The sequence below is a fragment of the Synechococcus sp. UW105 genome (genome assembly GCF_900473935.1).
In the GTDB taxonomy this organism is placed as follows: domain Bacteria; phylum Cyanobacteriota; class Cyanobacteriia; order PCC-6307; family Cyanobiaceae; genus Synechococcus_C.
The window spans coordinates 1-26,249 of record NZ_UCNN01000012.1 but is presented as its reverse complement, the minus strand read 5'-3'; the positions used below and the strand labels follow the sequence as shown (position 1 = coordinate 26,249).

Genomic DNA, 26,249 nt, shown 5'->3' with positions numbered 1-26,249 from the left:
AGCCAAGAGAGGAGAATTTAGGTCCGGTCGGCCAGGAGGTCATGGTTCGGACGCAAGCCACCCCCTTCGATCTCAATCAAGAACAGCAGCGAAGGCAGCTGCTCCACAGCCTGGATCAATCAATTGAGCGGGTGGTCCTGAGCCGCCAGCATCCGGTCACCGGTCTGCTTCCCGCCAGCACCGCTCACACCGTCCATGGCAACTATGGCGATGCTTGGGTCCGCGACTGCGTGTATTCCATCCAGTGCGTCTGGGGCCTGGCCCTTGCCCACCGGCGCCTCGAGGGGGTTGCCACGGCACGCTCCTGGGAGCTGGAGCAACGGGTTCTGGCACTGATGCGGGGCCTGCTCAACGCCATGATGCGCCAGGCCCACAAAGTTGAGCGTTTCAAAAAAAGCCTCCATCCGCTTGACGCCCTTCACGCCAAGTACGACACAGCCACCGGTGACACGGTGGTACCTGATAACGGCTGGGGGCACCTGCAACTGGATGCCACATCGCTGTTTCTGCTCCAACTGGCGCAACTCACCCGGAGCGGGCTGACGGTGGTGCGTAGCCGCCATGAAGCGGACTTCATCCAAAACCTGGTGTATTACGTCGCCAGGGCTTACCGCATTCCCGACTACGGCATTTGGGAGCGCGGCGACAAAGGCAATCACGGCTTACCCGAACGCAACGCCAGCTCGATCGGGATGGCCAAAGCGGCGCTGGAGGCCCTGGAGGCCCTCGATCTGTTCGGCACCAACGGTGACGGCAGCATGGTTGTGCAGATCCCCCAGGGTTCATTGGTGCGTCTGCGCCGCGCACTGCAAGGGCTGCTCCCTCGTGAGTCGGCAAGCAAAGAATCTGATAGTGCTTGCCTCTCTGTGGTGGGCTACCCCGCCTGGGCGATCGAAGACCGGCAGCTGGTGGCCCGCACCTGCGACCGAATCCGCCGTGATCTCGGCGGACCCTATGGCTACAAACGCTTCCGCCGTGATGGTCACCAGACCGTGGTGGAAGACATCAGCCGTCTCCATTACGAGCGGGAGGAACTAGCCACCTTTGAGGGGATCGAATCGGAATGGCCCCTGTTCCTGGCCTACGAACTCATCACCGCCTGCTGTGAAGAACGCTGGGATGAGGCCAAGCAATGGCAGCAGCGGCTCCAACCGCTGGCTGTCGAGCACAACGGCGAGCGGCTTTATCCAGAGCTCTATGTGGTGCCAAAGGACGCTCTCAGCGCTGAACGTCGGCAAGCTGGAAGTCAACAGCGACACGCCAACGCCAACGTGCCGCTGTTGTGGACCCAAAGCCTCGCCTGGCTAGGGGAGATGTTGCTGGCAGGCCTGCTGCTGCCCGAAGACCTAGACCCCTGCGGGCGGAGGCTGCCGGCTGCGCTTGGCGCAGATCGGGTGTTGGTGACACTGGTGGCCAGCAACTCTAACCAGGCCAACATCCTCAGAGGTCGAGGCTTTCCAGTGTCTGACACAGGCTCAGGAGAGGTAACGGTGCAGCCATCGGCAGCCCTCAAACAACGGCTGCGCCCAATCGGTGCCAATCCAAACCTCGGTCTCACTGGCCATCCACCGGTACGGACGGAATCGGCGGTCACCGCCCGTTTCTATCGGCAAGGGCAAAACCAGATGGTCTTCCCCCCCTCCGTACTGGAGGAGGACACGTTCTATCTCACGGATGACCCGAATCATCTGGTGGAAACCGTGTTGAACGAGCTCCACCTCCTGCAGCGTCACTGGCGTGGTACAGGTGCTCCTCTGCTGGTGATCCCAATCTCGGAAACGGTGTTCTCAAGAGCACCGGAGACTGTGCTGGCCCTCGCAGAACGGCTGTGCACTGGAGAAATCGATGGCATCGCCGTGCACTATGCACACCTAGACGACCTGGCCAGGCAGGGCCAATGGGTCGATTTATCGGATCAGCGGCGCGGTACCTGGGCTGACCATGCAGACCATGACCAGAGCACTGACCCGACACGCTTGTTGCAGGACTCAACGGATCTGGGCGATCTCACTGCCGCGCAGGAGCAAGAACTCGATGACATCTCTCCAGCCGAACTCTGCGAACGCCTCTGGAGCAGTGCCTCCCTGCGCGAGCAAGCCGAAGTGCTCGAACAGCTGAACATTCGTCTCGGCGATGGGGCCCAACTACAGGGACCACAGGGCAGCAGCGTCACACTGCTTGCCCTGGTTGAGGAGATCTATCGCCGAGGGCTGCAACAACAAGACTGGAATGTGGTCAGACGCTGCGCGGGCGTGCTCGGTCTGGTGCACCCCCAGCTAGAGGACGCACTGATCGACCTGCTTGCCCGCCAGAAAACTGTTGTGGTGGGGCGCAACTACACCGCCGACTCGAGTCTCAGTCGCCCAGTGGGCAGTGGAACAATTGCGGGGCTCATTCGCCGTACCTGTGGCAGTGATGCCCGCGAAAGCAGCCTTCAACAGGAACTTTTACTGGCACTGGATGGCCTGGCCAGACGCCAACCCCAGCTGCTGAGCGGCACTCTCACCCTGCAACTGGGACAACTGCTGTTACTGCTGACCTCCGAACTGGCCGCTGAACGACACTGCAGCCAAGACGAAGGCTTCGAGGCTCTCTGCAGCGAGCCTCCCCACGCCATCGGGCTACGCCTTCGGGCCGTGCTCAGCGACCTTGAGCACGCCCGAGCATCGTTGAAACGCAACGAACAGCTTCATCTCAGCGGCACGGTGCAATGGGCCGTACCAGCCCCTATGGAAGAGCAACCCAGTGGTGGAGACTGGCTCCAGCATCGAATCCGACTCGGATCACTGCAGCGCGTACCCAAAGACTTCCATGCAGGAATCTGGTCACTGCTGGAACATTGCCGCGGCCTGGTCATCGGCGACAAGCTTGAACGGCGCAATCGACTGACCAGTGCACTGCTACTGGAGAAAACACCTGGCGAGCGAAATTTTGCCGTTCAAATCGAGCATCTACTCGGCAGAATCAGCGCACCGGAATACCGACAACTCTGCAGCGAATGCCTGTTGTCACTGATGGCCTTCACCGCCACCAATCCAAACGTGCGCTTCGACGATGACATTGCTCTCGATGTCGTGATCGGACATGCGGTGCGTGTCGGCTGGGGACTCACCCACCCCGAGCAAGACGTTGCCAGTTACTCCGAGCACAAGGCGGCTGCATGGGCTCAGTTCTATCGCGCCTCACCAGCGCAGTGTCGCCACTGGCAGATTGCTGCTCTTCGGGACTTGGCGGAACTGGAAGGCCTGGTCTGAACAGAGCGGAAGAGGTCAGATCGGATCGTTCAGAGGCACACCGATGCCTGGATGCTCAACGGCATGCTCGATCAAATCCGCCAGCTTCAAGGCTCTAGATGCCTGTTGACCATCAACAGCAGGCGTTTCCCTGCCTCGCACGCACTGAAGGAAGTGCTCAAGCTCGGCATACAGGGGCTCGATGGAGGTGGTACTCACCTCCTCGATGAAACCATCATTCCGATACAACAGCTCGCCATGGTCAGCCGAGTACCACTCGTGGGCACGGCGATGAATGTGGAGGTTGTGATTGAGGAAGTCAGTCTCCACAAGGCTTGCGCGGCAATGGGCACTCAAGCTGCGGATTTTGCGATGACTCATTTTGCTAGCCGTGAGGCTCGCCACCACACCGTTCGCAAAACCGAGTGTGGCGTTCACATAATCAATCGGGCCCTCAGCACTGCGGCCACCCGCGGCAGCGAGGCTGACCACAGGGGCCTGAGCAAGCTCTAAGACCAGGTCGAGATCATGGATCATCAGATCGAGAACCACCGACACATCGTTGGCCCGGTCGGCATGGGGACTATGCCGACGCGCCTCCAAAACAACCACCTCCTCATTGGCAACCACCTTGATCAGTTCGCGGAAGGCAGGGTTGAAACGCTCGATATGCCCCACCTGCAGCAAACGCCCGTTCCTGCTGGCAGCAGCGATCAAGGCCGATGCCTCCTCTTGGCTCGCCGCAATCGGCTTCTCGATCAGCACATGCAGGCCGGCATCGAGACAGGCGAGGCCAACGGCATGGTGCAGCAGCGTTGGTACCGCGATGCAAACCGCCTCAACCTCAGAGAGCATCTCGCGGTAATCGGCAAACCAACCGCAGCCGAACTGCTCTTTTGCCAGCTGGCCGCGGTCGGGGTCAGGGTCGGCGACCCCAACGAGCTCAGCATCTTTGAGCAGGCTCAGCACGCGAGCGTGATGCCAGCCCATGTTGCCAATTCCGATCACACCAACCTTCACCGGCACCATTGGTTCGGTCATGGGCAGGCGAAAGGGATCCGGCCAATTATCCCTGATTGCTCTTGATCAGACGAACTGAACACAGCTGTTAGGCATCGGAGATCTCAGGATTGTGGTCATCAGAAGCGGTGGGAGAGCCTTCTGGGCAGATCAACAACACACGGCCAATGCGGGGTCCGTCCATCGCCACGATCTCAAATTGCAGCCCGTGATGTCGCAGTGCTTCTCCTTCTGCAGGGATGTGTTGTAGCCGCTCCAGCAAAAAACCGGCAAGGGTGTGGTGCTCCGTGGCCTCGGGCAATTCAAGTCCCAGCTGACGATTGAGCTCAAAGATCTCCAAGTCCCCAGCCACCAGCCAGCTACCAGGGCTGTTCATCAAGGGCTGGAGATCCGGAATCTCCGAATCCGGCTCCGGCTCCTCCCCAACGATCTCACCGGTGAGGTCCGCTGCCGTCACCAGCCCCTCAGTACCACCGTGTTCATCCACCACCAGAAGCAAGGGGTGGCCATTACGGATCAGGGCCAGCAGCTCCGCCAGGGTGCTGGTTTCGAGGACACGTTCGGCAGGAAGTAGGTAAGGCTCGAGTGGCGAAGCCTCATCCAGCAGCCCGCCAGCAATCGGTTCGGCAAGCAAGCGCAGATCAAGGACTCCCCGCACGTCATCAAGCGATTGGCCAATCACCGGGAAGCGGGCATGACGGGTGCGGTGCACCGCCTCCATCAGCTCAGCAAAACGCACATCCACAGGAAGCGTGACCATGCCCGAACGAGGCACCATCACCTCCCGCACCTGGGTATCGCGCAACGCGAAAACCCCTTCAAGAATGTTGCGTTCGTCCGGCCGCAGGCCGGTGACATCGCCACTTTCGATCAGGGTTTCCAATTCACCCGCAGTCAGCGGTGAACCGAGGGAATCCCAGCGCGCTGGCAGGCCCATCAGTCTCAGCACTAAGGAGGCCAACGCCTCCAAAAGCGAGAGAATCGGCCTCAGCACCCGCATCACTGCCTCCAGAACCGGTGCCAAGATCAGCGCCGCCCGTTCCGGACGGCTAAGCACCCAGGCACGGGGCAACAAGCCCGCCACCAACGTGGCCAAGAGGGTGAGGAACAGGAACCAGACCAAAGTCCACCACCGGCTTGGCAGCGTCTGCTGAGGCCACCAATGCCACGCAAATCCGCTGCCGGCCCAGCCGAGAGCGACCAGGGAGAGCGTGGCTCCGAGCTGACACATCAGCAGGGCCCGCCGCATGCGGCGCTGCAGGCGATGCACCGCATGAGCACCTGCCACGCCCTGCTCATCCAGCACCCGAACCCGACTGGTGCGCAAGCGCAGAAGAGATACCTCGACCGCTGCAAAGAACGCAGGCATCACCAACAAAACCAGCAGAAGCAGGATGCGCATCAGTTGGGGTGAATGGGGGTCGCGAGGATCGAACTCGCCTTAGGCGAATTATGAGTTCGCTGCATTCACCAGATTGCTAGACCCCCTTGGCATGAGGATTTACCACAGGCCGCGCACCGGGGTGCCAATGGTTTCACTGGGGGGGAGGTCCAGGTCCACCATCACCGCCTCAGTGGTGACTTCATCCTCACTAGCCAGGCTGCGATCAAAACCACTTGAGATATCGACAGTGCGCCAAGGAATCGGCTTGCTCTGCTCCTCCAACAAGGACTCTGTGGTGTTTTGCAGAGCAGAGCCATCCCAGATGATCGTTTGATCCGGGAATCCGAAACCCATCAGGCGAGTGCCCTCCGGACCGGCCATTGCGATGCCGAGCAGGTCTGTGACCTGATGGATCACATCCACGCCGCGGGCAAAGGGAGAAGTCCAGGTATAAAAACGGCGATCCATCATCGTGTCCGTACGCTCCACCGGCGCGCAGCGAGTGATTTCTACCGGCAGAGCAGGCCCGGAGGCTTGTATGGCAGTAGGCGCTTCAAGGCTGGTGGTACAGACCACAGGACGGGCGACCACCTGTCGCGCAGGATTCGTCACAGCCAACACCAACAACACAAGCGAAGAGTGAAGAAGGCGCGACACAGCCCAGGACCCAGCTGAGCGCAAACTAGGCAGAAGATCCGTCCCGGACCAGTCCCCCTATGAGCCGCGACAACCTGTTGAACCGACTAGCAGCTGAGTGCTACCGCCATGGCGCCTTCACGCTCGCCTCCGGCCGCAACAGTGACCATTACGTGAACTGCAAACCTGTCGCCCTGAGTGGAACTGGCCTAGCCCTACTCAGCCCTGCCATGCTCGCTTGCGTGGAGCCTGACGCGGTCGCCGTCGGAGGACTCACCTTGGGGGCAGATCCATTGGTGAGCGGAGTGGCGATGGCTGCAGCTCAAGCTGGCCGCAGCTTGGATGCCTTGATTGTGCGCAAGCAGGCCAAAGGCCATGGCACCGGCGCATGGCTGGAAGGTCCTTTACCCCCCGCAGGAGCCCGGGTCACCGTGCTGGAAGACGTGGTGACCACCGGAGGATCGTCGATTCAAGCGGTGAATCAACTCAAACAAGCCGGCTATGTCGTGGCACGGGTGGTCACGATCGTTGACAGAGAAGAAGGCGGCCAAGAAGCCATGGACGCCGCTGGGCTGGAATTGGTCAGCTTGTTCAAACTGAGCGAAATCGCAGCCCGTGCCAAGGAGCTGAAGCCATGAACGATGGCGCACAAGCACTGCTCTGGGATGCCAGCTTCCCCTCTCTGCGCCTGAAAGGAGGCGGCAGTCGTCAGTTCTTGCATGGACAAACCAGTGCTGCGATTCAGCAGGCCCCCGACCATCAGCTCATCCGCAGCTGCTGGCTCACGGCTACAGGCAGGGTGCAAGCTCTCCTGGAGGTGCGCCTCGATCCAGAGGGCGCCGATGTGTTGGTTCTCTGCGGCGATGCAGAAGCCGTGCTCACTGGCTTCGATCGAGTGATCTTTCCCGCCGATCGCGTCAAGATCACCCAGTCAGGTCAACGGCGGCGGCTGCAACGACTCTGCCCTGCGCACCAACCCCCGCAGTGGGATCAGGAAGTCCTCTGGCTTGAGGGCACATCCCTACCCTCAGATTGGGAGAGCCTGAATTTGGCCAACCCAGACCAACTCGAGCACTGGCGTCTCAACCTTGGGCTGCCCTTCAGCAAGCAGGAGTTAAACGGCGACACCAATCCTCTGGAGCTTGGCCTCGGCGACTGGGTGAGCCTGGATAAAGGCTGCTATCTCGGCCAAGAGACCATCGCCAAGCTGGCATCCCGCGATGGCGTGAAACAAAAGCTGCGTTGCTGGACCGTTCAACCCTCCGAGGCCCTAGCCACCTCCCCAGCAATCGGAGACACCCTTCTGCACAACGGCGATCGAGCAGGAACCATCACCTCTGCCGTTCAAGAGGGCAGCAGCTGGCGAGGACTGGCTTTAATTCGACGTGGCGCCTTACAACAGCCATCGCTTGAGCTATCGACCGGAAGCCAAGCCTTGAGCTTGCACGAACCGCCAGCCTTCCAAGAGTGCGGGACTGCACAAACCAGCTAATTTTTTTGTCTCGAAATAGACAAAATTCCTGACTAGCGCCATAGTTCCGGCGAGTAATCCAACGACATCCATGGGACCGATTGAGGCGTTCACCACTGCATGGCGGAAATCCTTCACCTACGGCGGCAAAGCAACGCGATCTGAGTATTGGTGGTTCGCCCTGCTTGACGCGATTGTTTATTTCATCCTCCTGATCATCGGCACCACCGTTTTCGCCAACACGGAAAATGGCATCCTCCTAGGCGTGGCCGTGATCTATGCCATTGCCCAAATCTTTCCGTCCCTCTCAATCACCGTTCGCCGTCTTCGCGACAGCGGCAAGGAGTGGGTCTGGATTTTCATCAACTTGGTGCCCTTTATTGGCGGCTTCTGGTTTCTTTATCTTCTGGTGCAGCCCAGCGTGGTCGGCTGACTCCAACCCAGGTTGACCACAGAGATTGACCACTGAATATGCGAAGGGGCTCCACAGCCCCTTTTTTCATCTCTCCGACGCACCGGTGACGTCCGATCTCTCCTCATTGTTGTCTTGCTCCAACAACCATGAGGCCACCGCCCATGTCGCCAGGCAGTCATCTTCGTTGTAAGTAAAAATCCAGCGCAAGGTTTGGTGATGTCCGCGATCGAGAGGGCCGGATCCCCGCCACTGCCGCCACCACAGCAGCGCCCTGGCTCCGTCCACACTGCGTTGACGCCACTGAAAACCGCGCCATGCGGCGACGGACTTAAGGCCATAACTGTTGAGCGGTAATCGCCAGTGATGCCGCACCCGGGCATGCACATCCACCAACCGATGTTTATAGCTCTCTAACTGGCGATCACTAGCCCCCTGACGCTGCGCCATGCGTTTCAAAGCCAGCGATTCGGTCTCGCCGTAATGAAGAATCGGCCAGTCGGCGTAAGCAGCCAGCAAACGGCGCAACCTCAGCCAAGAACGCTTCTCACCATGTTCCTGGAGCACCAGAAGTGGGTGATAGCGGCCTCGACCGAGGTCCCAGCGGCCTGACTGGTCACGCGGCAGACAAACAAAACCATGCAGGAAGTCATCGCGAGCATCGGGATCCGACTCGATGTCGTAAAGCAGCACCCCTGGCGCCATCGCCAGCTCGGGAAGACTCGGAGCCTGATCAAGTCGCTCCACCAGACCATCACGTTGGGCCCGGGCTTGGACGACCAACGGAAGTGCCACCGCACCGTGCTGTTCGCCGTAGCGCTCGAGCTGAGTGGCCAACACCGCAGGCTCGGCCGCCGCCAAGTCCTTGAGGCCATGGATTCCTAACTCCTGGAGCATCTCGCGGCGTTTCGCCCCGATTCCACTCACTTCGCTGAGATGACCTTCGGACGCTGCCTCGGCATTGCAGAGGCCTCTCCAGCTACAGAGTGTGCATTTGCGTCGATCGGCCGCTAGCGGAGGCGGATCCAAACGCTGTAAATCAGCCGCCAACTTGACCAATGCTTCATCCAACTGGCGCTGAAGGGCTGCATTCAGGGGCAGCCGTTCCTTCTCCAACCGTCGCCCAGCTCCTGCAACCGCGAGAGCCTCTCCCACCGGCGACTGCTGGAAATCCGCGAGCAATTGTCCAGCCAGGGCAAGGGGGAGACGATGTTCACGGGTGAGCCTCCGTCCCTGACGAGCAAGCACTGGGCGATAGGCGAAGTCTCCCCAGCGGCTGCTGCCGGCCACCCGTTCCAGCAACGGCGGATGCGCCTCCAGAGGAAGGCCATCGGGCCCCTCTCCTGTCAAACGAACACCCACCACACCAGGAGCCCCCTCGGCCAAGCCGGAAAGCCCCGCTGCGGGCTTCCTCGGCAGCAAAGCCACAAAACTGCGTTGTTGATCGTCGAGCTGGAGGGTGCGATGGGCGGTGTAGATCCTGGCGTGGGGATCACCATGCCGATCCAGCCAAGCCCGACGCCGGCAACGCACCCAGCTGCGCAACAGGCGATCAGTGAGTGGCTTGTCAGCAAAAGGGGTGTCACCCATCGCCCGACGTTACGGCGGCCCGCTGCTAGATCCTGAATCGAACGCCTGCTTCCCTCCAGCCGTCCATGGCTTCAGCTCCCCTACCTCTCGCTGCCTCGCCAATCCAGTTCGGCACCGACGGATGGCGGGGGATCCTCGGGGTCGACATCACCGTGGAACGCCTGCTGATGGTTGCTGCCGCATCAGCTCAGGAACTGGCGCATCGCGCTCCGCCTAGTAACGCGAGTGAAACGGTGGTGATCGGATACGACCGCCGCTTCCTTGCACCAGAACTGGCCGAGGCCATTGCCTCAGCAGTACGCGGCTGCGGCCTCAAACCGCTACTCAGCACCACCGCCGTGCCCACCCCGGCCTGCAGCTCAGCAGTCGTGGAACGCCAAGCCCTCGGGGCACTGGTGATTACTGCCAGCCACAACCCACCGGAATGGTTGGGACTGAAGATCAAAGGCCCGTTTGGAGGGTCTGTGGAGGGTGACTTCACCACAGCAGTCGAGAAGCGCCTGGCGGCGGGAGGCATCACCGCAGCCAGCCAAGGTGATACGGAGCGATTTGACGCCAGAGCGGAGCATCTCGCATCGCTACGAACCAAAGTCGACCTTGATGGCCTCCGCCGCGGCCTTGATGCCATGAACCTGAAGGTCATTGTTGATCCCATGCATGGCTCTGCCGCCGGCTGTATGGCCGAGCTGCTCGGTGGCCCGGATGGACCAGTCCGTGAAATCCGCAGCAGCCGCGACCCCCTGTTCGGCGGCAACCCACCTGAGCCTCTCGCCTCTTATTTGCAGGAATTGATCGCAACGGTGAAGGAGACAAGCGCGAGCGGTTCTCCAGCTGTGGGTCTGGTATTTGACGGCGACGGCGACCGCATTGCTGCCGTTAATGAGCAGGGGAACTTCTGCAGTACGCAACAACTGATGCCTCTCTTGATCGACCATCTGGCGCGTGCACGGCAACTTCCCGGCTCAGTCGTGAAAACAGTGAGCGGTTCAGATCTGATGCGTTTAGTCGCTGAAGACCTTGAGCGTGAGGTGCTGGAACTGCCTGTGGGCTTCAAATACATCGCCTCCGAGATGCTGAACGGAAAGGTGCTGATCGGCGGCGAAGAATCCGGTGGTGTGGGCTTCGGCATGCATCTACCTGAACGGGATGCCCTGTTTGCCGCCCTACTGGTGCTCGAAGCGCTTGTCGAAGGGGGCAAACCGCTGGGCGCCAGAGTGACGTCGCTCCAGGATCGCTGCGGTGGCGCCAGCCATTATGACCGGGTGGACCTGCGCCTGGCCGACATGGCCTCCCGCCACCGCCTCGAGACACTGCTGTCGCAGAACCCACCCACGGAGGTTGCCGGCATCCCGGTGCAAGAGGTGATGAGCATCGACGGCGTGAAGCTGCGGCTCGGCCCTAGCCACTGGCTCATGCTCCGATTCTCCGGCACCGAACCACTGCTGCGTCTGTACTGCGAAGCGCCCAGCTCCGAACAAGTCGAGAAGGTGCTCGCCTGGGCCAAGAGTTTCGCCACCGCGATCTGAACCCGTCTCCGCAACTCTCCCTTTCGCCACGATGAGACCTCGCACCCTGGTCATCGCCAGCGGCAATGCCGGCAAGATCCGTGAATTCGCCCGCCTGCTGGCCCATCTACCTCTGAGCCTGAAGCCCCAGCCCAGGGACATGGATGTGGAGGAAACCGGCACCAGCTTCAGCGAAAATGCCAGGATCAAAGCCATTGCCGTGGCCGCTGCAACCGACCATTGGGCTCTGGCCGATGATTCGGGATTAAGCGTGGAAGCCCTCGGAGGCGCTCCTGGCGTTTACTCCGCGCGCTATGCCGACACAGATGAAGCACGGATCACCCGCCTGCTCTTGGAGTTGGGCGCGAGCAAAAACCGTGAGGCGCACTTCAGTGCTGCCCTCTGCATCGCCGCCCCCGATGGCTGCGTGCTAGCCGAAGTCGAGGGCCGTTGCCTAGGACGCATCACCCAGGAACCACGGGGGGTAGACGGCTTTGGATACGACCCAATCTTCGAAGCAACCGGTACCGATCTGACCTTTGCCGAGATGCCGTCAGACACCAAAGAGCGCCTCAGCCATCGCGGCCTTGCCTTCATGCAGCTGGAGCCAAAGCTGCGCGAGCTTCTTAAGGTTGTGTAGCGAGTCAGACCTGGGCAGCGCTGTACCGTGCAATCTGACGCTGACGAGGTCGATGGCCATCGCCATGACCACGGGTTACAGCGCACAGACCGAAGGAGCTCTGCTCTGCATCGAAGCTGCTTCGGACTGGGCCTTGACTTGTGTGGATTCCCTGGCTGCCCAAAACAGCCACGTGCTAATCGACTACGGAGCTGCCGATGGTGGCACCGCTGTTGGTCTCTGGAACCAGATTCTGGATCGCCTGCATGCCAACCAGCCGGCGGCACATCTGACGCTAATCGGCAATGACCTGCCAAGCAACGACAACGTGGCCTTGGCGGAAAACTTGGCCCTCCAGATTCCCCGGTCCCCGAAACCGACCGTCTTAGTGAGTGCTCGCAGTTTCTATGAGCCCTCCGTCGCTCCAGACACGGTGAGTTTCGGCTTCTCCGCCACAGCGATGCACTGGCTGAGCGCCTCTCCAGGTCCGCTCAATACCCATACCCATGTGCTTGCCTCCGGCGATAGCGAAGCCTTGGAACGCTTCACGGCCCAAGCGCTGAAGGACTGGAACTACGTCCTTGAACTACGCAGCCGCGAGCTCAAGGTGGGAGGGCGACTGTTAACCGTGAATCTTTCACGCGATGAACAGGGTCGCTATCTGGGGCACAACGGAGGGGAAACCCGCAATGTGCACGACCAGCTCCATCAGATCTGGCGCGGCATGGCGGACGAAGGACTGATTAGCGAGGAGCAATACCGCAATGGCACCGTCAACAACTTCTACAAGTCACCGACGGAGTTCATGGCTCCGCTCAAAGATGAGTCTTCACCGGCATACCGCAACGGTCTTCGCCTAGTGGATGAGCGGACGGCCTATGTGAAGTGCCCCTATCGCCGCCGCTGGAACGAGGACGGTGACACCGCCACGTTCGCGGCAGGACTGATGGCCACGATCCGCAGTTGGAGCCGTCACAGCTTTGCTTCCGCCGCAGGCGATCAAGCTGCAGACACGGTCTATCAACGCCTGCAGGAGCGAATTGCTGCTGCGCCGAGCGAGTGGAGTCTCGATTACGTCGAGCACCACCAAATGATGGAACGGGTGGGCTGATGGGCAGCACCACAGATCACACGCCGCCGGTGACGGTTCTGGCGGAACACGTCTCCGACCATCTCTCTGTCTTTGTGGTGGGCGAAGCCACGGATGCCAAGAGGCCGGCGAATGGTGGGCTTCGGCTGCTCAATTACCCGAGCGATGAAGCCTGCATCGCTGACGGACAGCGCCTGGCTGGTCTGATGACCCACAAACACGATCTCTACGGCACCGGTTTCGCAGGCGGGAAGATCGTTGCTCGCGCCTCCGACCCAGAAGCTGTGAAGGAGGAATTGATCAGCGTCACCGCAGGGCTTCTCGAATCTCTGGATGGGGCAATGATCACAGGCTGTGATCTCAACACCAGCCTCGAGGACATGGAGCGTCTGACCGCTTTGACACCCCATGTCCTGGCAGCGGTGGGCAGTCCGGTGGATGCCAGCGCTGCCACTGCCCACGGCACCCTTGGTGCTGTGGAAGCCGTGCTGGGCAACAAACTGGAAGATGCTGAACCAGGGCGCGCCCTGGTTCACGGCTGCGGCGCGGTGGGCGGCACGGTCGCCCGCACTTTGGTGGACCACGGCTGGACAGTGTTCACCGTTGATCTGAGCCGTGAGCGAGCAGGCTTCAAAGGCGCAACACCTCTTCCCAACGATTGTCCTTGGTGGGAACTGGAGCTGGATCTGTTGCTGCCCTGCTCGATCTCAGGCCTGATAGATGCCTCGATCACCGCGGCGCTGCGGACCAAGGCGGTGGTCCCTGCCGCCAATGCACCCTTCCAGGATCCCCAGCTGGCCGAAAGTCTGAGGGAACGTGACATTCCGGTTTTGCCCGACCCTCTGGTTAATGCGGGGGCCGTGATTGCCGACTCCATTGAACGCTTCTCGCCTGAAGCCTGGAAAGGCGCCGGTGCTGAGGACGTTTACACATTCGTTAGGGATGAAGTGCGCCAACGCGCCAGCAAGTATCTGAACCAACGCGATCAAGGCCTGTCTGTGGGAGCTGCCCTGAATGAAGTGGCTGCAGCCCCCCGCACGGAGCCCATCGGTCTCAGCTTCGGAGAAACGGAATGACCAGTCCTGCCTCCATTCCAGCTCAGACGTCTGTCGTCATCGTTGGCGGTGGCATGGCAGGCCTGAGCTGCGCGGCTTCCCTTGCGCGCAGTGGCATCACCGATGTGGTGTTGGTTGAGGCCCAGACCCTGGCCCATGCCAAAGCCAGCAGCTTCGGCGAAACCCGGATGTTCCGCGAGATGTACTCCGACCCGGTGCTCTGCCGTCTCGCCCAGGAAGCGAACAGGCTCTGGCGAGAGGAAGAAACCCACGCCGGCGAAACACTGCGCCAAACCCACGGGTTGCTCTTCTACGGCGAAAGCTGGGATGAGGAAACGATCGAGGGATCGATCCCTGGGGCGCGCAGGGTGATGGATGACCAGGGCATTCCTTACGAAGCACTCAATGCGGCAGAAATTGCAGCCCGCTTCCCGCTGAAACCCAAAGCGGAGTTCACCGGCCTGTTTGAGCCCACCGCGGGTGCAGTGCGCAGCGACAAAGTGATCGCCCACTGGATTCGCACCGCCCGCAACGCGGGCCATCAGCTGATCGAACACAGCCCAGTCAGCAGCATTGATGCTGATGGCGGCGGCGTCCGCCTGGAGAATGGCCATCACATCGCAGCCGGCCAGGTCGTGGTGGCTTGCGGAATCTGGAGCCAGTTGCTGCTCGCTCCCCTCGGTCTTGCTCCCAAGCTCGAGATCTGGCCGATGCTCTGGGCCCACTACACGGTGGATCCAAACCTCGCCGACCGTTACCCGCAATGGTTCTGCTTCCAGCAGGAGCGTGGCGATGACGGCGGGCTGTATTACGGCTTTCCCGTCTTGAGCCGAACAGAGGATGGCAGGCCAAGGATCAAAAGCGGGATCGATTGGGCACCGAAAGAGCTGCGCGTGGTTGAACCCAACGCCATGAGCAGCGAACCACCGCCACGACTGGTCGAGCTGCTGGACCATTTCCTGTTTAACAACCTCGAAGGCGTGCAGGAACGCGTTGAAACGGTGATCAGCCCGTACTCCATGACCAGCGATGTGAACTTCGTGCTGGATCGTCTCACCCCGAAACTGAGCCTGTTCGCAGGGGGGTCGGGCCAATCCTTCAAATTCGCACCACTCATCGGTGACTCACTCGCCCGACTAGCCCGTGGCGAACAACCAGCTGTGGATCTGAGCTGCTGGAGCCACCAACGTCAGGCAGTGCGCCCCTAAATCCACGTCCGCGCCACGCTCCCTCCCCAGAAATCCATGTCGCAATCCCCCCCTTCCCCTCGCCCCTGGTGGCGCCAACCACCGCTGTGGGTGGGAGCTGGCCCTTTGCTGGTGTTCCTGGTCGTGTCAGCCATCGACCTGGCCCTGGCCAAAAAGTTCACCCATCAGGGGCAAGCACTGATCAGCACACTGCTCGGTGGGCTCTGGCAGTGGATGGTGCTGCTGCTGTTCCTGATCGCGCTGGCCATCGCAGTGAGCCCTGTGGGGAAGCTCAGACTGGGGGGTGAGAACGCGAAACCAAGTTTCAAGTTCTTTGACTGGTGTGCAGTCTTGATCTGCACCCTGCTCGCCGGCGGTGGCGTGTTCTGGTCAGCAGCCGAACCGCTGTTTCACTACCTCACCCCTTCCCCTCTGTTCCAAGCAGCAGGGGTTGAGGGGAAAACGGCTGCGGCCGTGGATCCAGCCCTGGCCGTGAGTTTTCTGCACTGGGGATTCCTCGCCTGGGCCCTGGTCGCCACCACTACCACCATCACCTTCTCGATTCTGGAGCGGCGTGGTGAACCCCTTCGCCCCCGCACCCTTTTGGTCACTGTGCTGCCAAGGGGGTGGGTGGACGGACCCATCGGCGATCTCGCCGATGGCCTTTCAGTGGTCGCAGCCATCGCCGGCACCGTTGGGCCGCTTGGGTTTCTCTCCCTTCAGCTCAGCGATGCTGCCGGCAAACTGCCATGGCTCACCAACAGTGCTGGCCTGCAATCGCTCGTTGTGGTCCTACTCACTGCCGTGTTCGCCACGTCAACCGTCAGCGGCATTCAGAAAGGCATCAAATGGCTGTCGGAGCTCAATGTATGGCTCACCATCGCCCTGGCGGCTGGGCTGCTGCTTCTGGGTCCTGGATTTTGGCTGATCCAACACTTCTTCAGCGCACTGCTGAGCAATGTGGTTCATCTCCCCCAGATGGCCCTCTTACCTAGAAGCTTCTTTGCAGGCAGATCTTGGGGTCCAATGTATGCAAATACAGGCGAATGGCTCAACTGGTGGACGATCTTCTACTGGGGCTGGTTCCTCGGCTACGCACCCCTGATGGGCCTGTTCACCGCCGGGGTGAGCCGTGGACGCAGCATCCGGGAATTGGTGCTTGCGGTCGCCATTCTCTGCCCACTGGTCACCAATCTCTGGTTCACGCTTGTGGGTGGAACAGGCATGTATCTAGACCTGAACGGTGCTGACATCACCAGTGCACTTGAGAGCGACGGCATCAATGCCGCTGCATCCACATTGCTGACGATCCTCAGCCAGCTTCCGCTGTCGGGACTCCTGATTCCAATTGGTCTGTTGCTGGTGGTGCTGTTCATGTGCACCAGCGCCGACTCGATGAGCTATGCCGCAGCCATGGTGGTGAGCGGCCGGGATGAACCCCCAGCACCACTCCGCCTTTTCTGGGCTCTGATGATCGGCAGCCTCACGCTGGTGCTGCTCCGGGTCGGGTCCAGCCTGACCGATCCCACCTCCATCAACGCTCTTCAGGCCTTCATTGTGATTGCTGCGGTTCCTGTCACACCGCTTGTGCTCGCGACGCTATGGACGGCCCCACGGTTGGCTTGGAAAGAAGCGCAGCGCAGCGGTCAAGACAGATCTTGAACAACCGATGGCCTGAACACCAGCCCCAAAGCGATTGCAACGCCAAACAAGGCCAGCAGGCCATAGACCATCAGCACAGGCATCACATCGCCTGGGGCTGATGCCTGCAGGATCAACCCAGAGACAATCGCCATCACCCCACCCATTACCGTGCCTGTCGTGTTCACGATCGCCACTGTGAACGCAGTGTGACCCTGCGGAGCCCCTTCTTCTGCCAATGGGAAGGCGAGCACTGCAGCACCTAGCCCCAAACCCAGACAGAGAGCGGACGCCCCCAGCGGCGCAGTCGCATGGTTGGGCAGCTGCAATAGAGCCAGAAGAGCCAAACCATTCAAAACGGTGCCTGTCAGCAGCACCCGCCCCCGACGCAGCGCACAGCTGCCGAGATATCCCGACAGCACCATGCCTAAGGCGATCCCCAGGGACATCGTCAGTGACATCCATTGCATGCGCTCACCGCTCCAACCACGCAGACCAGAAATCAATCCGTATTGGGCAAGACCGAAGACAAACCCACCGCCCCACGCATAAATGAGACAAGCGCGGATGACTTGGCCAACAGCTGTGGGGGTCCACGGAACAGCACTCTGCGAGCGGTGTCGATCAGGAGCACACACCAGAACCGTCCTGCCTTGCGTCAAGACAATCACAGGCACAACCACCAACACCGCCAACAACAGCGCCTGAACGATCACAAGATGCCTCCAGGCAGCCGACGGCAAGACCAACGGCACAAAGGCGGCGAAAGCAGCCCCCCACCCCAGCAGGCTGTCCGTGAGCCCCATCGCCAACGGGAAACGCTTCGCTGGCAGCGTCTTACGGGCGATCAGCGCTGAGGCAGGGAAAGCCACTGCACAGGCCATCCCCATCCCCATTCGGCTGAGCATCAGACCGGGCAAATCGTGACTGAAGGCAAAGGCCACACTGAATCCAGAGGCCAGCAAGGCAGCCATCCACAACCAACGGTCCAGGCGTCCCTGATCGAGAAAGCGACCCACAGGAATCTGAAGCAATCCATAGGGCACGAGAAAGCTGCCAGCAATCAACGAAACCCGACTCACCGATAAGCCCAGATCCCGCCCGAGTGACTGCTCATAAAACTGAAAACTGGTCTCTGACCAGACCAACCAAGCGACAAACAACAAGCTTGTGAGCCAAAGCAAGCGATCGCGCATCCAACACACCTAGGGGTAGCCCCATTGTGTGAATCAGGTTCAGCTCAGGCAGTACGAGAGATCAAGGCTGAGAGTCTGGCTTGGCTTGGGCGCCTCATCAGGGTTGTAACCCTCACTGGCCTGGCGCGAGGCCATGGCCATCGGCTGGGCACCAAACCCTCGCTGATCAATTCGCAGCAAATCAACCCGCCGCAGGCCAAGGGCGTTGGCCGTGAGCTCGGCCCGTCCACGCCCGTTCTGCAAAGCCCGCTCCAACAACTGACCAGCCAGTGACTTGTTGCCACTGCTCGATGCGAGGGAGAGCATCCCCTGCAAACGCACCCCTTCAAGCCGAGCAGCGGTCTGAATCAGGGCGTCGTAACGATGGCGGCTCACGTCACCGCTGATGCTGGTGCTAGCCCGTTCGACACGGCGCCCAGCGGCACCACCACCAATGCGGTCATGACGGGGAGCGGGAATCGTGAGCCGGCCCATCGCCAACGGCTTGATCTCCCGACGAGCCTGATCAACCCGCTGATTGAGCAAGTTCATCGCTGCACTCTTGGTGCTGGCCTCCGCCTCCAGACGCAGCGAAAAGCGAAACCGATCACTCACAGCATTGCCGCGTTCAAGCACCTTGATCTGGAGAAGGGTGCCGTTGCAAACGCGCTCCGCAGCCATCATCGGCGCCACAGGCAACATCTGCAGCCCAAGCCCAAGCGGAGCCAATAAAGCCCATCCAGCACAAGCACCCAGCGTGCGTCGAGACACGGCAGAGAGTGGACAGAAGCTCAGCATCGTCATCGAGAACGATCAGACCACATCCCCATGCTGGAGAACCCAGGCCAAACAATCCTGCTCAACCATGACCGGGCTGCGTCAAACCATGACTAGGCACCCAGCTGCCATGCAAACCATGAGGGATCGCCAGGGGAAGCTCCAGCACGGCCTGCTCTTGGAGGTCGTCAGCCCTGAGAATTACTAGATCAGTGGCTTGGCGGGCACCGTTCCAAACAGGAACCAGCACCCAACCGTCGTCTTCCTTTGCACTGCCTGGGCGGGGCACCATGATCGGCTCACTCACAAACCCGCGCGGCGCGGCACTCCATCGCTGCGTTTCTCCGGTGTGAACATCCCGCTTTTGAATGGCCTGCAGGGGATCATTGCCCTGCTCCCGCTCCGCCACCGCCATCCAGGCGAAGCGTGCAGGCAGGCCTTGATGGTCGGGATGCACCATTGCGAACTCACAGCAACGGTCTCCAAGCAGCTCAGTGCTGCACTGACCACTCGGGAGATCGATGCGACACCGCTTCAACAGACCGGCAGGAATGCTGTCGAAATCCACCTCACGGAAATCCACCTCCGGCCCAATCGAGGGGAAATCGCTGTAGTGGATGCTGTCGATCAGCAGAGCATCGTTCTCCTCCCAGGCGTTGACGTGGTGAAAGACAAACCCTTCGGGCGCAGGCACCAGACGGGGAGGCTCTCCGGCATAAGCCCCTGACTCCCGCGGCACCAACCAGAACATCGCTTGGCCGCCGGTCTTGGAGGCTAAGCACTGCGCTGCACCCTTCTGGCCCATAACGAAAGGCAGAGGATTGAACGCCACGGCGTTCTGCAAAAACACTGCCCAGTTCGGCGTGATGGCGAAATCGTGGAGGAAGGCAAAACCGTTGAAGCTGTCGCGGCGATCACAGAGCAGATCTCCGGCCCGGATGGCCGCCGAGGGATCGTCTTGAGTGGCGAACTCCATCAAACGGATGGTGCTTCGAGGCCCGGTGCTCACCCCAAACGTGACCATGCGCGGACTGCCGTGATGGCCGGGATCAAAGCGGGGGTGGGCACTGAAGGCCTCGCCCTGACTCAGCACCCCATCGAGCAGCGACAGCCCGCGTGTCTCAAGGCTTTCAGGGTCTAGCGCGTGGGGTTCGGCCGCCTCCCAGAGGGCGAGGAGCTGATCGCCCAATCGCACCACATGGGTATTGGCAATGTTCTTGAGGCGCAGATCGAATGCATTGGCCAGTGCACCACCTGGCTTCTGAGTGCCGAAAACACCCCGATAGAGAAAGCGACCGGCCTGCTCTTCCTCCTGCCAGCCTTTGGTGCGTACGAAGCGGTTGCTGCAGTGGGCTTCGCCGGCACCAAACTGGATCGCGGTGATCATGCCGTCGCCATCAAAGGGGTGATGCACGGAATGACCATCCCGTTCAAGCCGACCCGGCCCGTTGCGGTAAAGACAGCCATCGAGTTCAACCGGGACACTCCCGCTGGCCACCTGCACCCTCTCCCGCGTGAGCTCCTGCTCAACGTTGCGGAAGGCGCTGGCCCAGTCAGCCCTATTGAAACGGGCGGTGGCAGGAGCAACAGTCACAACGGCACGAGCATCAAGGCATTCATCCTCTCGTAACGGACTATGAAGCGTGGGCGTTAGCTCCCCGCCTGCTCCAGCACCCCCTTGCTGCTTGGCACTGCCCCTGCCCGCCGAGGATCGATCTCGGTGGCGAGGCGCAGGGCTCGGGCAAAGGCCTTGAAACAAGCCTCCACGATGTGATGCGAATTCACTCCATCCAGCTGACGTATGTGCAAGGTGAGACCTGAATTGTTCACCACAGCCACAAAGAACTCCTTCACCAGCTCGGTGTCGTATGAGCCAATCTTCTGGGTCGGGATGTCCAGTCCGAAGCTGAGGTGGGGCCTGCCTGAACAATCCAGTGCCACTTGCACCAAGGCCTCGTCCAACGGGGCGACGAAATGTCCGAATCGATGGATGCCGCGGCGATCACCAAGGGCTTGGGACAGAGCCTGGCCCACAGCGATGCCCACATCCTCATTGGTGTGATGGTCATCAATATGCGTGTCTCCGGTAGCAGCAATCTCCAGGTCAATCAGCCCATGGCTACTGATCTGGTGGAGCATGTGATCCAGGAAAGGCACACCAGTCGAGGCCGTGCAGCGTCCATTGCCGTCGAGGCCAAGCCTGACGCGCACATCAGTTTCACCGGTGACGCGATGGACTTCACCTGTGCGCATGGCCCTCTGCGCCCGAAGCGCATGATTAGTCAGTACTGACTGATCATGCCGAACAGAGCAAAAGGCACCAGCCTCCTTCAGCCGATGCCTGCTCGCTGGCAACGCATCACATGCCGTTAATGCAGTAGCCGGAGTCGACGTAGATGGTCTGGCCAGAGATCCCGCTAGCAAGATCGCTGAGCAGGAAGGCAGCGGTGCCACCCACCTCCATCTGAGTGACGGTGCGACGCAGAGGAGCTTTCTCCTCCACGTTGTGAATCATGTCGAGGATGCCGCCGATGGCAGAACTTGCGAGGGTGCGGATCGGGCCAGCACTGATGGCATTAACTCGAACTTGCTTCTCGGGACCCAGCTCCGCCGCCAGATAACGCACGGAGGCTTCCAAAGCCGCCTTAGCCACACCCATGACGTTGTAGTTCGGGATGGCCCGCTCAGAGCCCAAGTAGGAGAGCGTGATCACACCAGCTTTCTCACTGAACAGCGGCTTGGCATAGGCACAAAGAGGAGCCAGGGAGTAAGCGCTGATCTCCAAAGCACGGGCAAAGCCTGCAGCCGTGGTGGCGCTGTAATCACCGATCAACTCCTCCTTCCCCGCAAAGGCAAGGCAATGCACCAGCCCGTCCAGCTGGCCCCACTTCTCCTTGATCTCAGCGAACACCGTTTCCATTTGGTCAGCGTCCTGCACATTCAGTGGCAGAAAGAGGCTGGGCTCAAGCGGAGCGGTGAGCTCACGCACCTTCGCCTCGAAACGACCCTTGTCATCCGGCAGATAGGTGATGCCCAACTCGGCACCAGCGGCCTTGAGCTGCTGGGCGATCCCCCAGGCAATCGAACGGTTGTTGGCAATACCTGTGACGAGGATCTTCTTGCCGGTGAGATCGAGAAGCATCGAGCCGTGCCCGCGGGATAACAATTCGGGTGATTCTCCCCCACACTGCGACCATTCGCGCTTTCAACTGCAGAACGACAGAGTGAAAGCCAGTGTCAGGTGGATGACCCGGTGACCCAGCTGCCCGCTCCACCACCCCTGAACTGGGCAGTTGCAGAGGACGACCTGCCCCGGAAGTTCCCTAACCGAGACGTGTTCGCACAACATCTGGAGCAGCTGTTTCCGCAGATCGAAGGAGGCCTCAGCCCACTCCGCGGCGGACGTGATGCAGCCGAACAGCAGCTGGAACGGATGAATGCCAAGCGTTACGGGCGCAGCCGAAACCATCTCGATGGCGCCGTTACCCAGCTGTCGCCATACATCCGTCACGGCGTTCTCAGCCTTGCGGAAGTGCGTGAGGCGGTTTTTGACCAACTGCGCCAGCGCCGCCAGCAGCGCGAAGACGGAGCGACGCTGATCAAGGAGCTGGGCTGGCGGGATTTTTGGCAGCGGATGTGGACTGGCCTAGGTGATCAGATCAACGACAACCAAGAGGAACTCAACACCGGCCACGATCCGAACTCTTATGGCCGAAACGTGCCGGACGACATCCGCACAGGGCGGACCGGACTGGCCTGTATGGATCGGTTCCAAGCAGACTTGGTCGAAACAGGCTGGCTGCACAACCACGCCCGCCTATGGCTTGCGGCCTACGTGGTGCACTGGCGACGGGTGCACTGGAAAGCAGGGGCCGACTGGTTCCTTAGGCATCTGTTGGATGGCGATCCAGCCAGCAACCACCTGAGTTGGCAATGGGTGGCCAGCAGCTTCAGCCATAAGCCCTATTTCTTTAACCGCGACAACTTGGAGCGATACAGCCAGGGCCGGTTCTGCACGGATTGCCCCAGCGCGGGCTGTTGTCCGTTTGAAGGCAGCTACGCACAACTCGAGAACCAGCTCTTTGCCACCCCAGCCGCCAGCCACGACACCGGCGGAACGCATGGGAGGGGGCGAGGCGCCACCTTTGCCCGGCCCTCAGCCGCCACCGCCCGCCCAAAACGCTGACGCCACCATGCCCTTTCAACGTCCCGTCCTCTGGGTTCATGACGAGGCCCTTGGCCCCCGCAACCCAGCCCTGCTCGCCTGGCCCCAAGCCCCGGCCCTGTTCGTGTTCGACAGTGGCTGGATCCGGGAAGCCAGCATCAGCCGCAAACGCGTCGGCTTCCTCTATGAGAGCGCCCTGGCCCTGCCGCTGAGCCTTCGCAAAGGCGATGTCGCAGCCGAAGTGATGGCCTTCGCCAAGCGCCACAAGGCTGATGGCGTGGTGAGCAGCACCCCTGTCGATCCCCGTCTGGAGCGGATCGCCGATGCGATTGACGAGCAGCTCCCCCTCGAACTGCTCGATCCCGAACCCTTTGTGGCACTCCGGCGCCCACCCCGCCTCGGGCGATTCAGCCGTTACTGGCGTGAAGCTGAATCCGTGGTCTGGGAGGGATTTGTCAGCAGCGCCTCCTGACGCGCATTCTCCTCCCCGGGATCGGTAAGCAGGTGGTGCTCCTCCAGCGCCGGCAAGTGCAGAGGCTTCACGTCTGAAGCCTGACGCGGAGGTTCGATCCAAAGCCAACGAGCCTGGGGCTCGCGGGCCATGCACAACGCCTTGAGCTGTTCCTCTAGGGCACTGCGCACATCCTTGCGACCCACAGCTGCAAAGAACTCCTGTCTTGTTGCCACACCGGACGAGAACGGATGGCTGCCATTGCCGTTAAACAGCCGCGCTGGATCGACCAACCAGCGCGGCTTGCAGACAGCCCTGTCGGTTGTATCCGTCTCGAGATAGAGATGGATGCCGTAGCCATCAGGCTGGTTGACCACCGCCAGACCGTCGTGAGCTTGATGGCGTTGCAGCGGGAACACCTTCCAGGCAGGACGGGGCTCAGAGCTGTTGCAGGCAGTGAGCGCCAGCATCACCCCAGCCCCGAACAGCAAGGACGCCATGCGCATAGGGAAGGCCACACCGGGTTGGGTTGGCGGGGTGATGCGCTGCACAGCCACGACACGACTCCAGCAGATTCCGGACCATCCTGAGGGCAAAGCGCCGCCGTTTCATGGTTCTGACACCCTCCACCATGCTTCCACTCGCCAGTGCAATGCCGGCGTTTGCCCTGCCGGTGGCCGCAGGCACGGGGAGCGATGGGCTGATCAAAAGCAGCCAACTTCCACCGCGTCCCGTGCTGCTGATGCTGCTGTGCAGTCACTGCCCGTTCGTGAAGCACATCGAAGCAGAACTGACCCGAATCGAACAGGACTACGGCCAGCAAGTGAGCCTGCTTGGGGTGGCCAGCAACAGCTGGATCACCCATCCCCAGGACGGAGCTGATGCGCTGGCAGACCAAGCCCGAAGGAACCACTGGCACTTTCCCTATCTGCTCGACCAAAAGCAGACTCTGGCGAAAGCCCTCCAAGCCGCCTGCACGCCCGAGTTCTATCTGTTCGCTCCAGATCACAAGGGAATCGAGACCCTGCGCTACCGAGGCCAATTGGATGCAAGCCGACCGGGCAATGACCGGGCTCTGGATGGCCACGACCTACGCGCCGCCCTGGATGCCGTGCTGAAAGGGAACGCTCCCAATCCGGAACAACACCCTTCGCTCGGCTGCAACATCAAGTGGCACCCTGGCGAGGAGCCCCAATGGTTTAGGTAGACGGCTTAAGGTTTCCCGCATGCAGGTGCCTCCCTTCAGTCTCAGTCAGCAGCTCGCCGATCTGGGGCCTGAGCTGGATGACGCCATTCTGCGCGTGTTGCACAGCGGCCAATACATCGGCGGCGGTGAGATCCAGAAGTTTGAAACCGACTTCTCAACCTGCGTGAGCACAGCTCATAGCGTGGGTTGCAACAGCGGCACCGACGCCCTGATCCTTGCCCTGCGTGGCCTCGGCATCGGAGCAGGCGATCAAGTGATCACAGCCTCCTTCAGCTTTTTTGCCACCGCTGAGGCAATCAGTGCGGTTGGTGCCACCCCGGTGTTCGTGGATGTGGATCCCGTCACCTATCTGATTGATCTCACCAAGATCGAAGCCGCCATTACGCCGAACACCAAAGCGCTAATGCCCGTGCACCTCTTCGGCCGGCCGGTCGATATGGAGGCGCTGATGGCGATCGCTCAACGCCACAGCCTCCAGGTGGTTGAGGATTGTGCCCAAGCGACAGGTGCCTGCTGGAACGGCAAACCGGTGGGCAGCTGGGGCGATGCGGGCTGCTTCAGCTTCTTCCCCACCAAGAACCTGGGCGGAGCAGGCGATGGCGGCGCCGTCACTTGCGATGACGATGGTCTTGCTCAGCGCATTCGCGAACTGGCTGTGCATGGCATGCCTCGCCGCTACCTCCACACTGAACTTGGCTACAACAGCAGGCTTGATGCCCTGCAGGCAGCGGTGCTCAACGTCAAGCTGCCCCATCTGCGCACTTGGGTGGATAAGCGGGCTGCGATTGCCTCGCGCTACATCAAGGCGCTAGCAGCAGACCTACCAGGCTTGGAATTACCCGATCCTGCCGCCGATCCTGCCGTGGGCCATGGCTGGAATCAATTTGTGGTGCGCGTCAATCTCAGCCCAGAGGCGCAGCAAACGGAGGCCGCTCTTGGCAGTAATGCAGCCAACAACTTTGGACTGCCCAGTAGCCATCGGCGGGATTGGCTCAAGCAAAGCCTGCAAGAGCAAGGTGTGAACACGATCATCTACTACCCGATTCCAATCCACCGTCAGCCCGCCTATGTCGACCTCGGGCTTGCACCTGGCAGCCTGCCCATCACCGAACAGCTCTGTAGTGAAGTGCTGAGCTTGCCGATCTTCCCAGAACTGAGCGTGGAACAGCAGGATCGTGTCATCAGGGTGGTGAAGCGTCTTCTCAGCAGCAGCACACAAGAGCGCATGGTGGCCTGAGCTGCATCACCATCTCAGAAAAATCCCCAACCATCCAACGTCAAGCGCAACCAATCATCTGTGGGCAGGAGCCCAATCAACGCAACGGCCATCGACTGAAAACAAAGGATGCGGCTCGTTGACTGAATCTTCAGAAGGTTGTGTGGTGCTCCACCACCCCGATGTATGAGGCACGAAAACAGGCTGTGAGCAAGATCACAGCCCGCCTCAATCTCGATCATCAAGCCCAATCAACAAATCGGAAAAGCTGAGTTCATCCAGAGGCCACACCCCACTCCGGTCTCCAACGTTCTCACCTCCTCCCATGCTTGAGTTCAACCTCGACGGCGACCTCTTCAACGGTTTTGACGCCAGCAATGCTTATCAGCGCGTCGCTGGCGGAGACCCCTCCGCC

24 protein-coding genes and 1 tRNA gene are annotated in these 26,249 nt (G+C 60.7%); 14 read left to right on the top strand and 11 right to left on the bottom strand.

What is annotated here, in order from left to right:
• Positions 1-41 precede the first annotated feature (41 nt).
• The gene (locus DXY16_RS04565) at positions 42-3,254 is read left to right on the top strand and encodes a glycoside hydrolase family 15 protein (RefSeq protein ID WP_115119936.1); all 3,213 of its coding nucleotides are present in this window, start codon (positions 42-44) and stop codon (positions 3,252-3,254) included.
• Positions 3,255-3,269: 15 nt separating this feature from the next.
• Here DXY16_RS04565 and DXY16_RS04560 read toward each other — a convergent pair whose 3' ends face one another.
• From DXY16_RS04560 to DXY16_RS04550, 4 genes are all read right to left on the bottom strand, one after another.
• Complete coding sequence (locus DXY16_RS04560) at positions 3,270-4,274, bottom strand: Gfo/Idh/MocA family protein (RefSeq protein WP_115015748.1); 1,005 nt, start codon at positions 4,272-4,274, stop codon at positions 3,270-3,272.
• A 67-nt stretch (positions 4,275-4,341) separates the two neighbouring features.
• Positions 4,342-5,655 (bottom strand): hemolysin family protein, encoded by a 1,314-nt coding sequence (locus tag DXY16_RS04555; protein WP_115119934.1) that lies wholly within the window; start codon positions 5,653-5,655, stop codon positions 4,342-4,344.
• A gap of 13 nt (positions 5,656-5,668) precedes the next feature.
• A tRNA-Ile gene (locus DXY16_RS14635) sits at positions 5,669-5,741 on the bottom strand.
• Positions 5,742-5,754: 13 nt separating this feature from the next.
• Positions 5,755-6,294, bottom strand: a complete 540-nt coding sequence (locus DXY16_RS04550) for an occludin/ELL family protein (protein ID WP_244281547.1) — start codon at positions 6,292-6,294, stop codon at positions 5,755-5,757.
• A 59-nt stretch (positions 6,295-6,353) separates the two neighbouring features.
• Here DXY16_RS04550 and pyrE point away from each other — a divergent pair, with 59 nt between their 5' ends.
• From pyrE to DXY16_RS04535, 3 genes are all read left to right on the top strand, one after another.
• Positions 6,354-6,911, top strand: coding sequence for an orotate phosphoribosyltransferase (gene pyrE, locus DXY16_RS04545; protein WP_115119930.1), 558 nt, complete (start codon positions 6,354-6,356; stop codon positions 6,909-6,911).
• The gene (locus DXY16_RS04540; RefSeq protein WP_115119928.1) at positions 6,908-7,765 is read left to right on the top strand and encodes a folate-binding protein YgfZ; all 858 of its coding nucleotides are present in this window, start codon (positions 6,908-6,910) and stop codon (positions 7,763-7,765) included. The genes pyrE and DXY16_RS04540 overlap by 4 nt, the downstream gene beginning before the upstream one ends.
• Positions 7,766-7,835: 70 nt before the next feature.
• On the top strand, positions 7,836-8,177 hold the full coding sequence (locus DXY16_RS04535; RefSeq protein ID WP_115119926.1) for a DUF805 domain-containing protein: 342 nt from the start codon (positions 7,836-7,838) through the stop codon (positions 8,175-8,177).
• A gap of 66 nt (positions 8,178-8,243) precedes the next feature.
• Here DXY16_RS04535 and DXY16_RS04530 read toward each other — a convergent pair whose 3' ends face one another.
• Positions 8,244-9,746 (bottom strand): TM0106 family RecB-like putative nuclease, encoded by a 1,503-nt coding sequence (locus tag DXY16_RS04530; RefSeq protein WP_115119925.1) that lies wholly within the window; start codon positions 9,744-9,746, stop codon positions 8,244-8,246.
• A 65-nt stretch (positions 9,747-9,811) separates the two neighbouring features.
• On the opposite strand from DXY16_RS04530, the gene DXY16_RS04525 reads away from it, so the two are divergent.
• From DXY16_RS04525 to DXY16_RS04500, 6 genes are read left to right on the top strand one after another with little or no spacing between them, the layout of a single operon-like run.
• Positions 9,812-11,272 carry a phosphoglucomutase/phosphomannomutase family protein gene (locus DXY16_RS04525; RefSeq protein WP_115119923.1) on the top strand — a complete coding sequence of 487 codons (1,461 nt, stop codon included), beginning with the start codon at positions 9,812-9,814 and terminating at the stop codon, positions 11,270-11,272.
• Between the two features lie 31 nt (positions 11,273-11,303).
• On the top strand, positions 11,304-11,891 hold the full coding sequence (gene rdgB, locus DXY16_RS04520) for an RdgB/HAM1 family non-canonical purine NTP pyrophosphatase (RefSeq protein ID WP_115119921.1): 588 nt from the start codon (positions 11,304-11,306) through the stop codon (positions 11,889-11,891).
• A gap of 52 nt (positions 11,892-11,943) precedes the next feature.
• Positions 11,944-12,981, top strand: a complete 1,038-nt coding sequence (locus DXY16_RS04515; RefSeq protein WP_115119918.1) for an SAM-dependent methyltransferase — start codon at positions 11,944-11,946, stop codon at positions 12,979-12,981.
• On the top strand, positions 12,981-14,036 hold the full coding sequence (locus DXY16_RS04510; protein WP_115119916.1) for a Glu/Leu/Phe/Val dehydrogenase dimerization domain-containing protein: 1,056 nt from the start codon (positions 12,981-12,983) through the stop codon (positions 14,034-14,036). Before DXY16_RS04515 ends, DXY16_RS04510 begins: the two co-directional genes overlap by 1 nt.
• Positions 14,033-15,223, top strand: a complete 1,191-nt coding sequence (locus DXY16_RS04505; protein ID WP_115119914.1) for an FAD-dependent oxidoreductase — start codon at positions 14,033-14,035, stop codon at positions 15,221-15,223. Before DXY16_RS04510 ends, DXY16_RS04505 begins: the two co-directional genes overlap by 4 nt.
• A gap of 36 nt (positions 15,224-15,259) precedes the next feature.
• Positions 15,260-16,864 carry a BCCT family transporter gene (locus DXY16_RS04500; protein WP_115119912.1) on the top strand — a complete coding sequence of 535 codons (1,605 nt, stop codon included), beginning with the start codon at positions 15,260-15,262 and terminating at the stop codon, positions 16,862-16,864.
• Here the strand turns inward: DXY16_RS04500 and DXY16_RS04495 are convergent.
• The 5 genes from DXY16_RS04495 to fabI all read right to left on the bottom strand — a co-directional run bounded on the left by DXY16_RS04495 (position 16,849) and on the right by fabI (position 21,937).
• Positions 16,849-18,039 carry an MFS transporter gene (locus DXY16_RS04495; protein ID WP_115119910.1) on the bottom strand — a complete coding sequence of 397 codons (1,191 nt, stop codon included), beginning with the start codon at positions 18,037-18,039 and terminating at the stop codon, positions 16,849-16,851. The genes DXY16_RS04500 and DXY16_RS04495 overlap by 16 nt on opposite strands.
• A 39-nt stretch (positions 18,040-18,078) precedes the next feature.
• Complete coding sequence (locus DXY16_RS04490; RefSeq protein ID WP_244281546.1) at positions 18,079-18,822, bottom strand: SIMPL domain-containing protein; 744 nt, start codon at positions 18,820-18,822, stop codon at positions 18,079-18,081.
• Between the two features lie 55 nt (positions 18,823-18,877).
• The gene (locus DXY16_RS04485) at positions 18,878-20,389 is read right to left on the bottom strand and encodes a carotenoid oxygenase family protein (RefSeq protein ID WP_115119908.1); all 1,512 of its coding nucleotides are present in this window, start codon (positions 20,387-20,389) and stop codon (positions 18,878-18,880) included.
• 56 nt (positions 20,390-20,445) lie between these two features.
• Complete coding sequence (gene hisB, locus DXY16_RS04480; protein WP_115015717.1) at positions 20,446-21,048, bottom strand: imidazoleglycerol-phosphate dehydratase HisB; 603 nt, start codon at positions 21,046-21,048, stop codon at positions 20,446-20,448.
• A gap of 106 nt (positions 21,049-21,154) precedes the next feature.
• Positions 21,155-21,937 (bottom strand): enoyl-ACP reductase FabI, encoded by a 783-nt coding sequence (fabI, locus tag DXY16_RS04475; RefSeq protein WP_115015715.1) that lies wholly within the window; start codon positions 21,935-21,937, stop codon positions 21,155-21,157.
• A 111-nt stretch (positions 21,938-22,048) separates the two neighbouring features.
• Between fabI and DXY16_RS04470 the strand changes: the two genes are divergently transcribed.
• Positions 22,049-22,981 carry an FAD-binding domain-containing protein gene (locus DXY16_RS04470; protein WP_170953846.1) on the top strand — a complete coding sequence of 311 codons (933 nt, stop codon included), beginning with the start codon at positions 22,049-22,051 and terminating at the stop codon, positions 22,979-22,981.
• A 7-nt stretch (positions 22,982-22,988) separates the two neighbouring features.
• A complete protein-coding gene (locus DXY16_RS04465) occupies positions 22,989-23,432 on the top strand; it encodes a hypothetical protein (protein WP_115119906.1) in 444 nt (147 codons plus the stop codon).
• Here the strand turns inward: DXY16_RS04465 and DXY16_RS04460 are convergent.
• Positions 23,375-23,881, bottom strand: a complete 507-nt coding sequence (locus DXY16_RS04460; protein WP_244281554.1) for a hypothetical protein — start codon at positions 23,879-23,881, stop codon at positions 23,375-23,377. The two genes, DXY16_RS04465 and DXY16_RS04460, sit on opposite strands and share 58 nt — an antisense overlap.
• A gap of 140 nt (positions 23,882-24,021) precedes the next feature.
• Here DXY16_RS04460 and DXY16_RS04455 point away from each other — a divergent pair, with 140 nt between their 5' ends.
• The gene (locus DXY16_RS04455; RefSeq protein WP_115119904.1) at positions 24,022-24,618 is read left to right on the top strand and encodes a thioredoxin family protein; all 597 of its coding nucleotides are present in this window, start codon (positions 24,022-24,024) and stop codon (positions 24,616-24,618) included.
• A gap of 19 nt (positions 24,619-24,637) precedes the next feature.
• Entirely contained in the window at positions 24,638-25,855 is a 1,218-nt protein-coding gene (locus DXY16_RS04450) for a DegT/DnrJ/EryC1/StrS aminotransferase family protein (protein WP_115119902.1), read from the top strand.
• Positions 25,856-26,249: the final 394 nt, after the last annotated feature.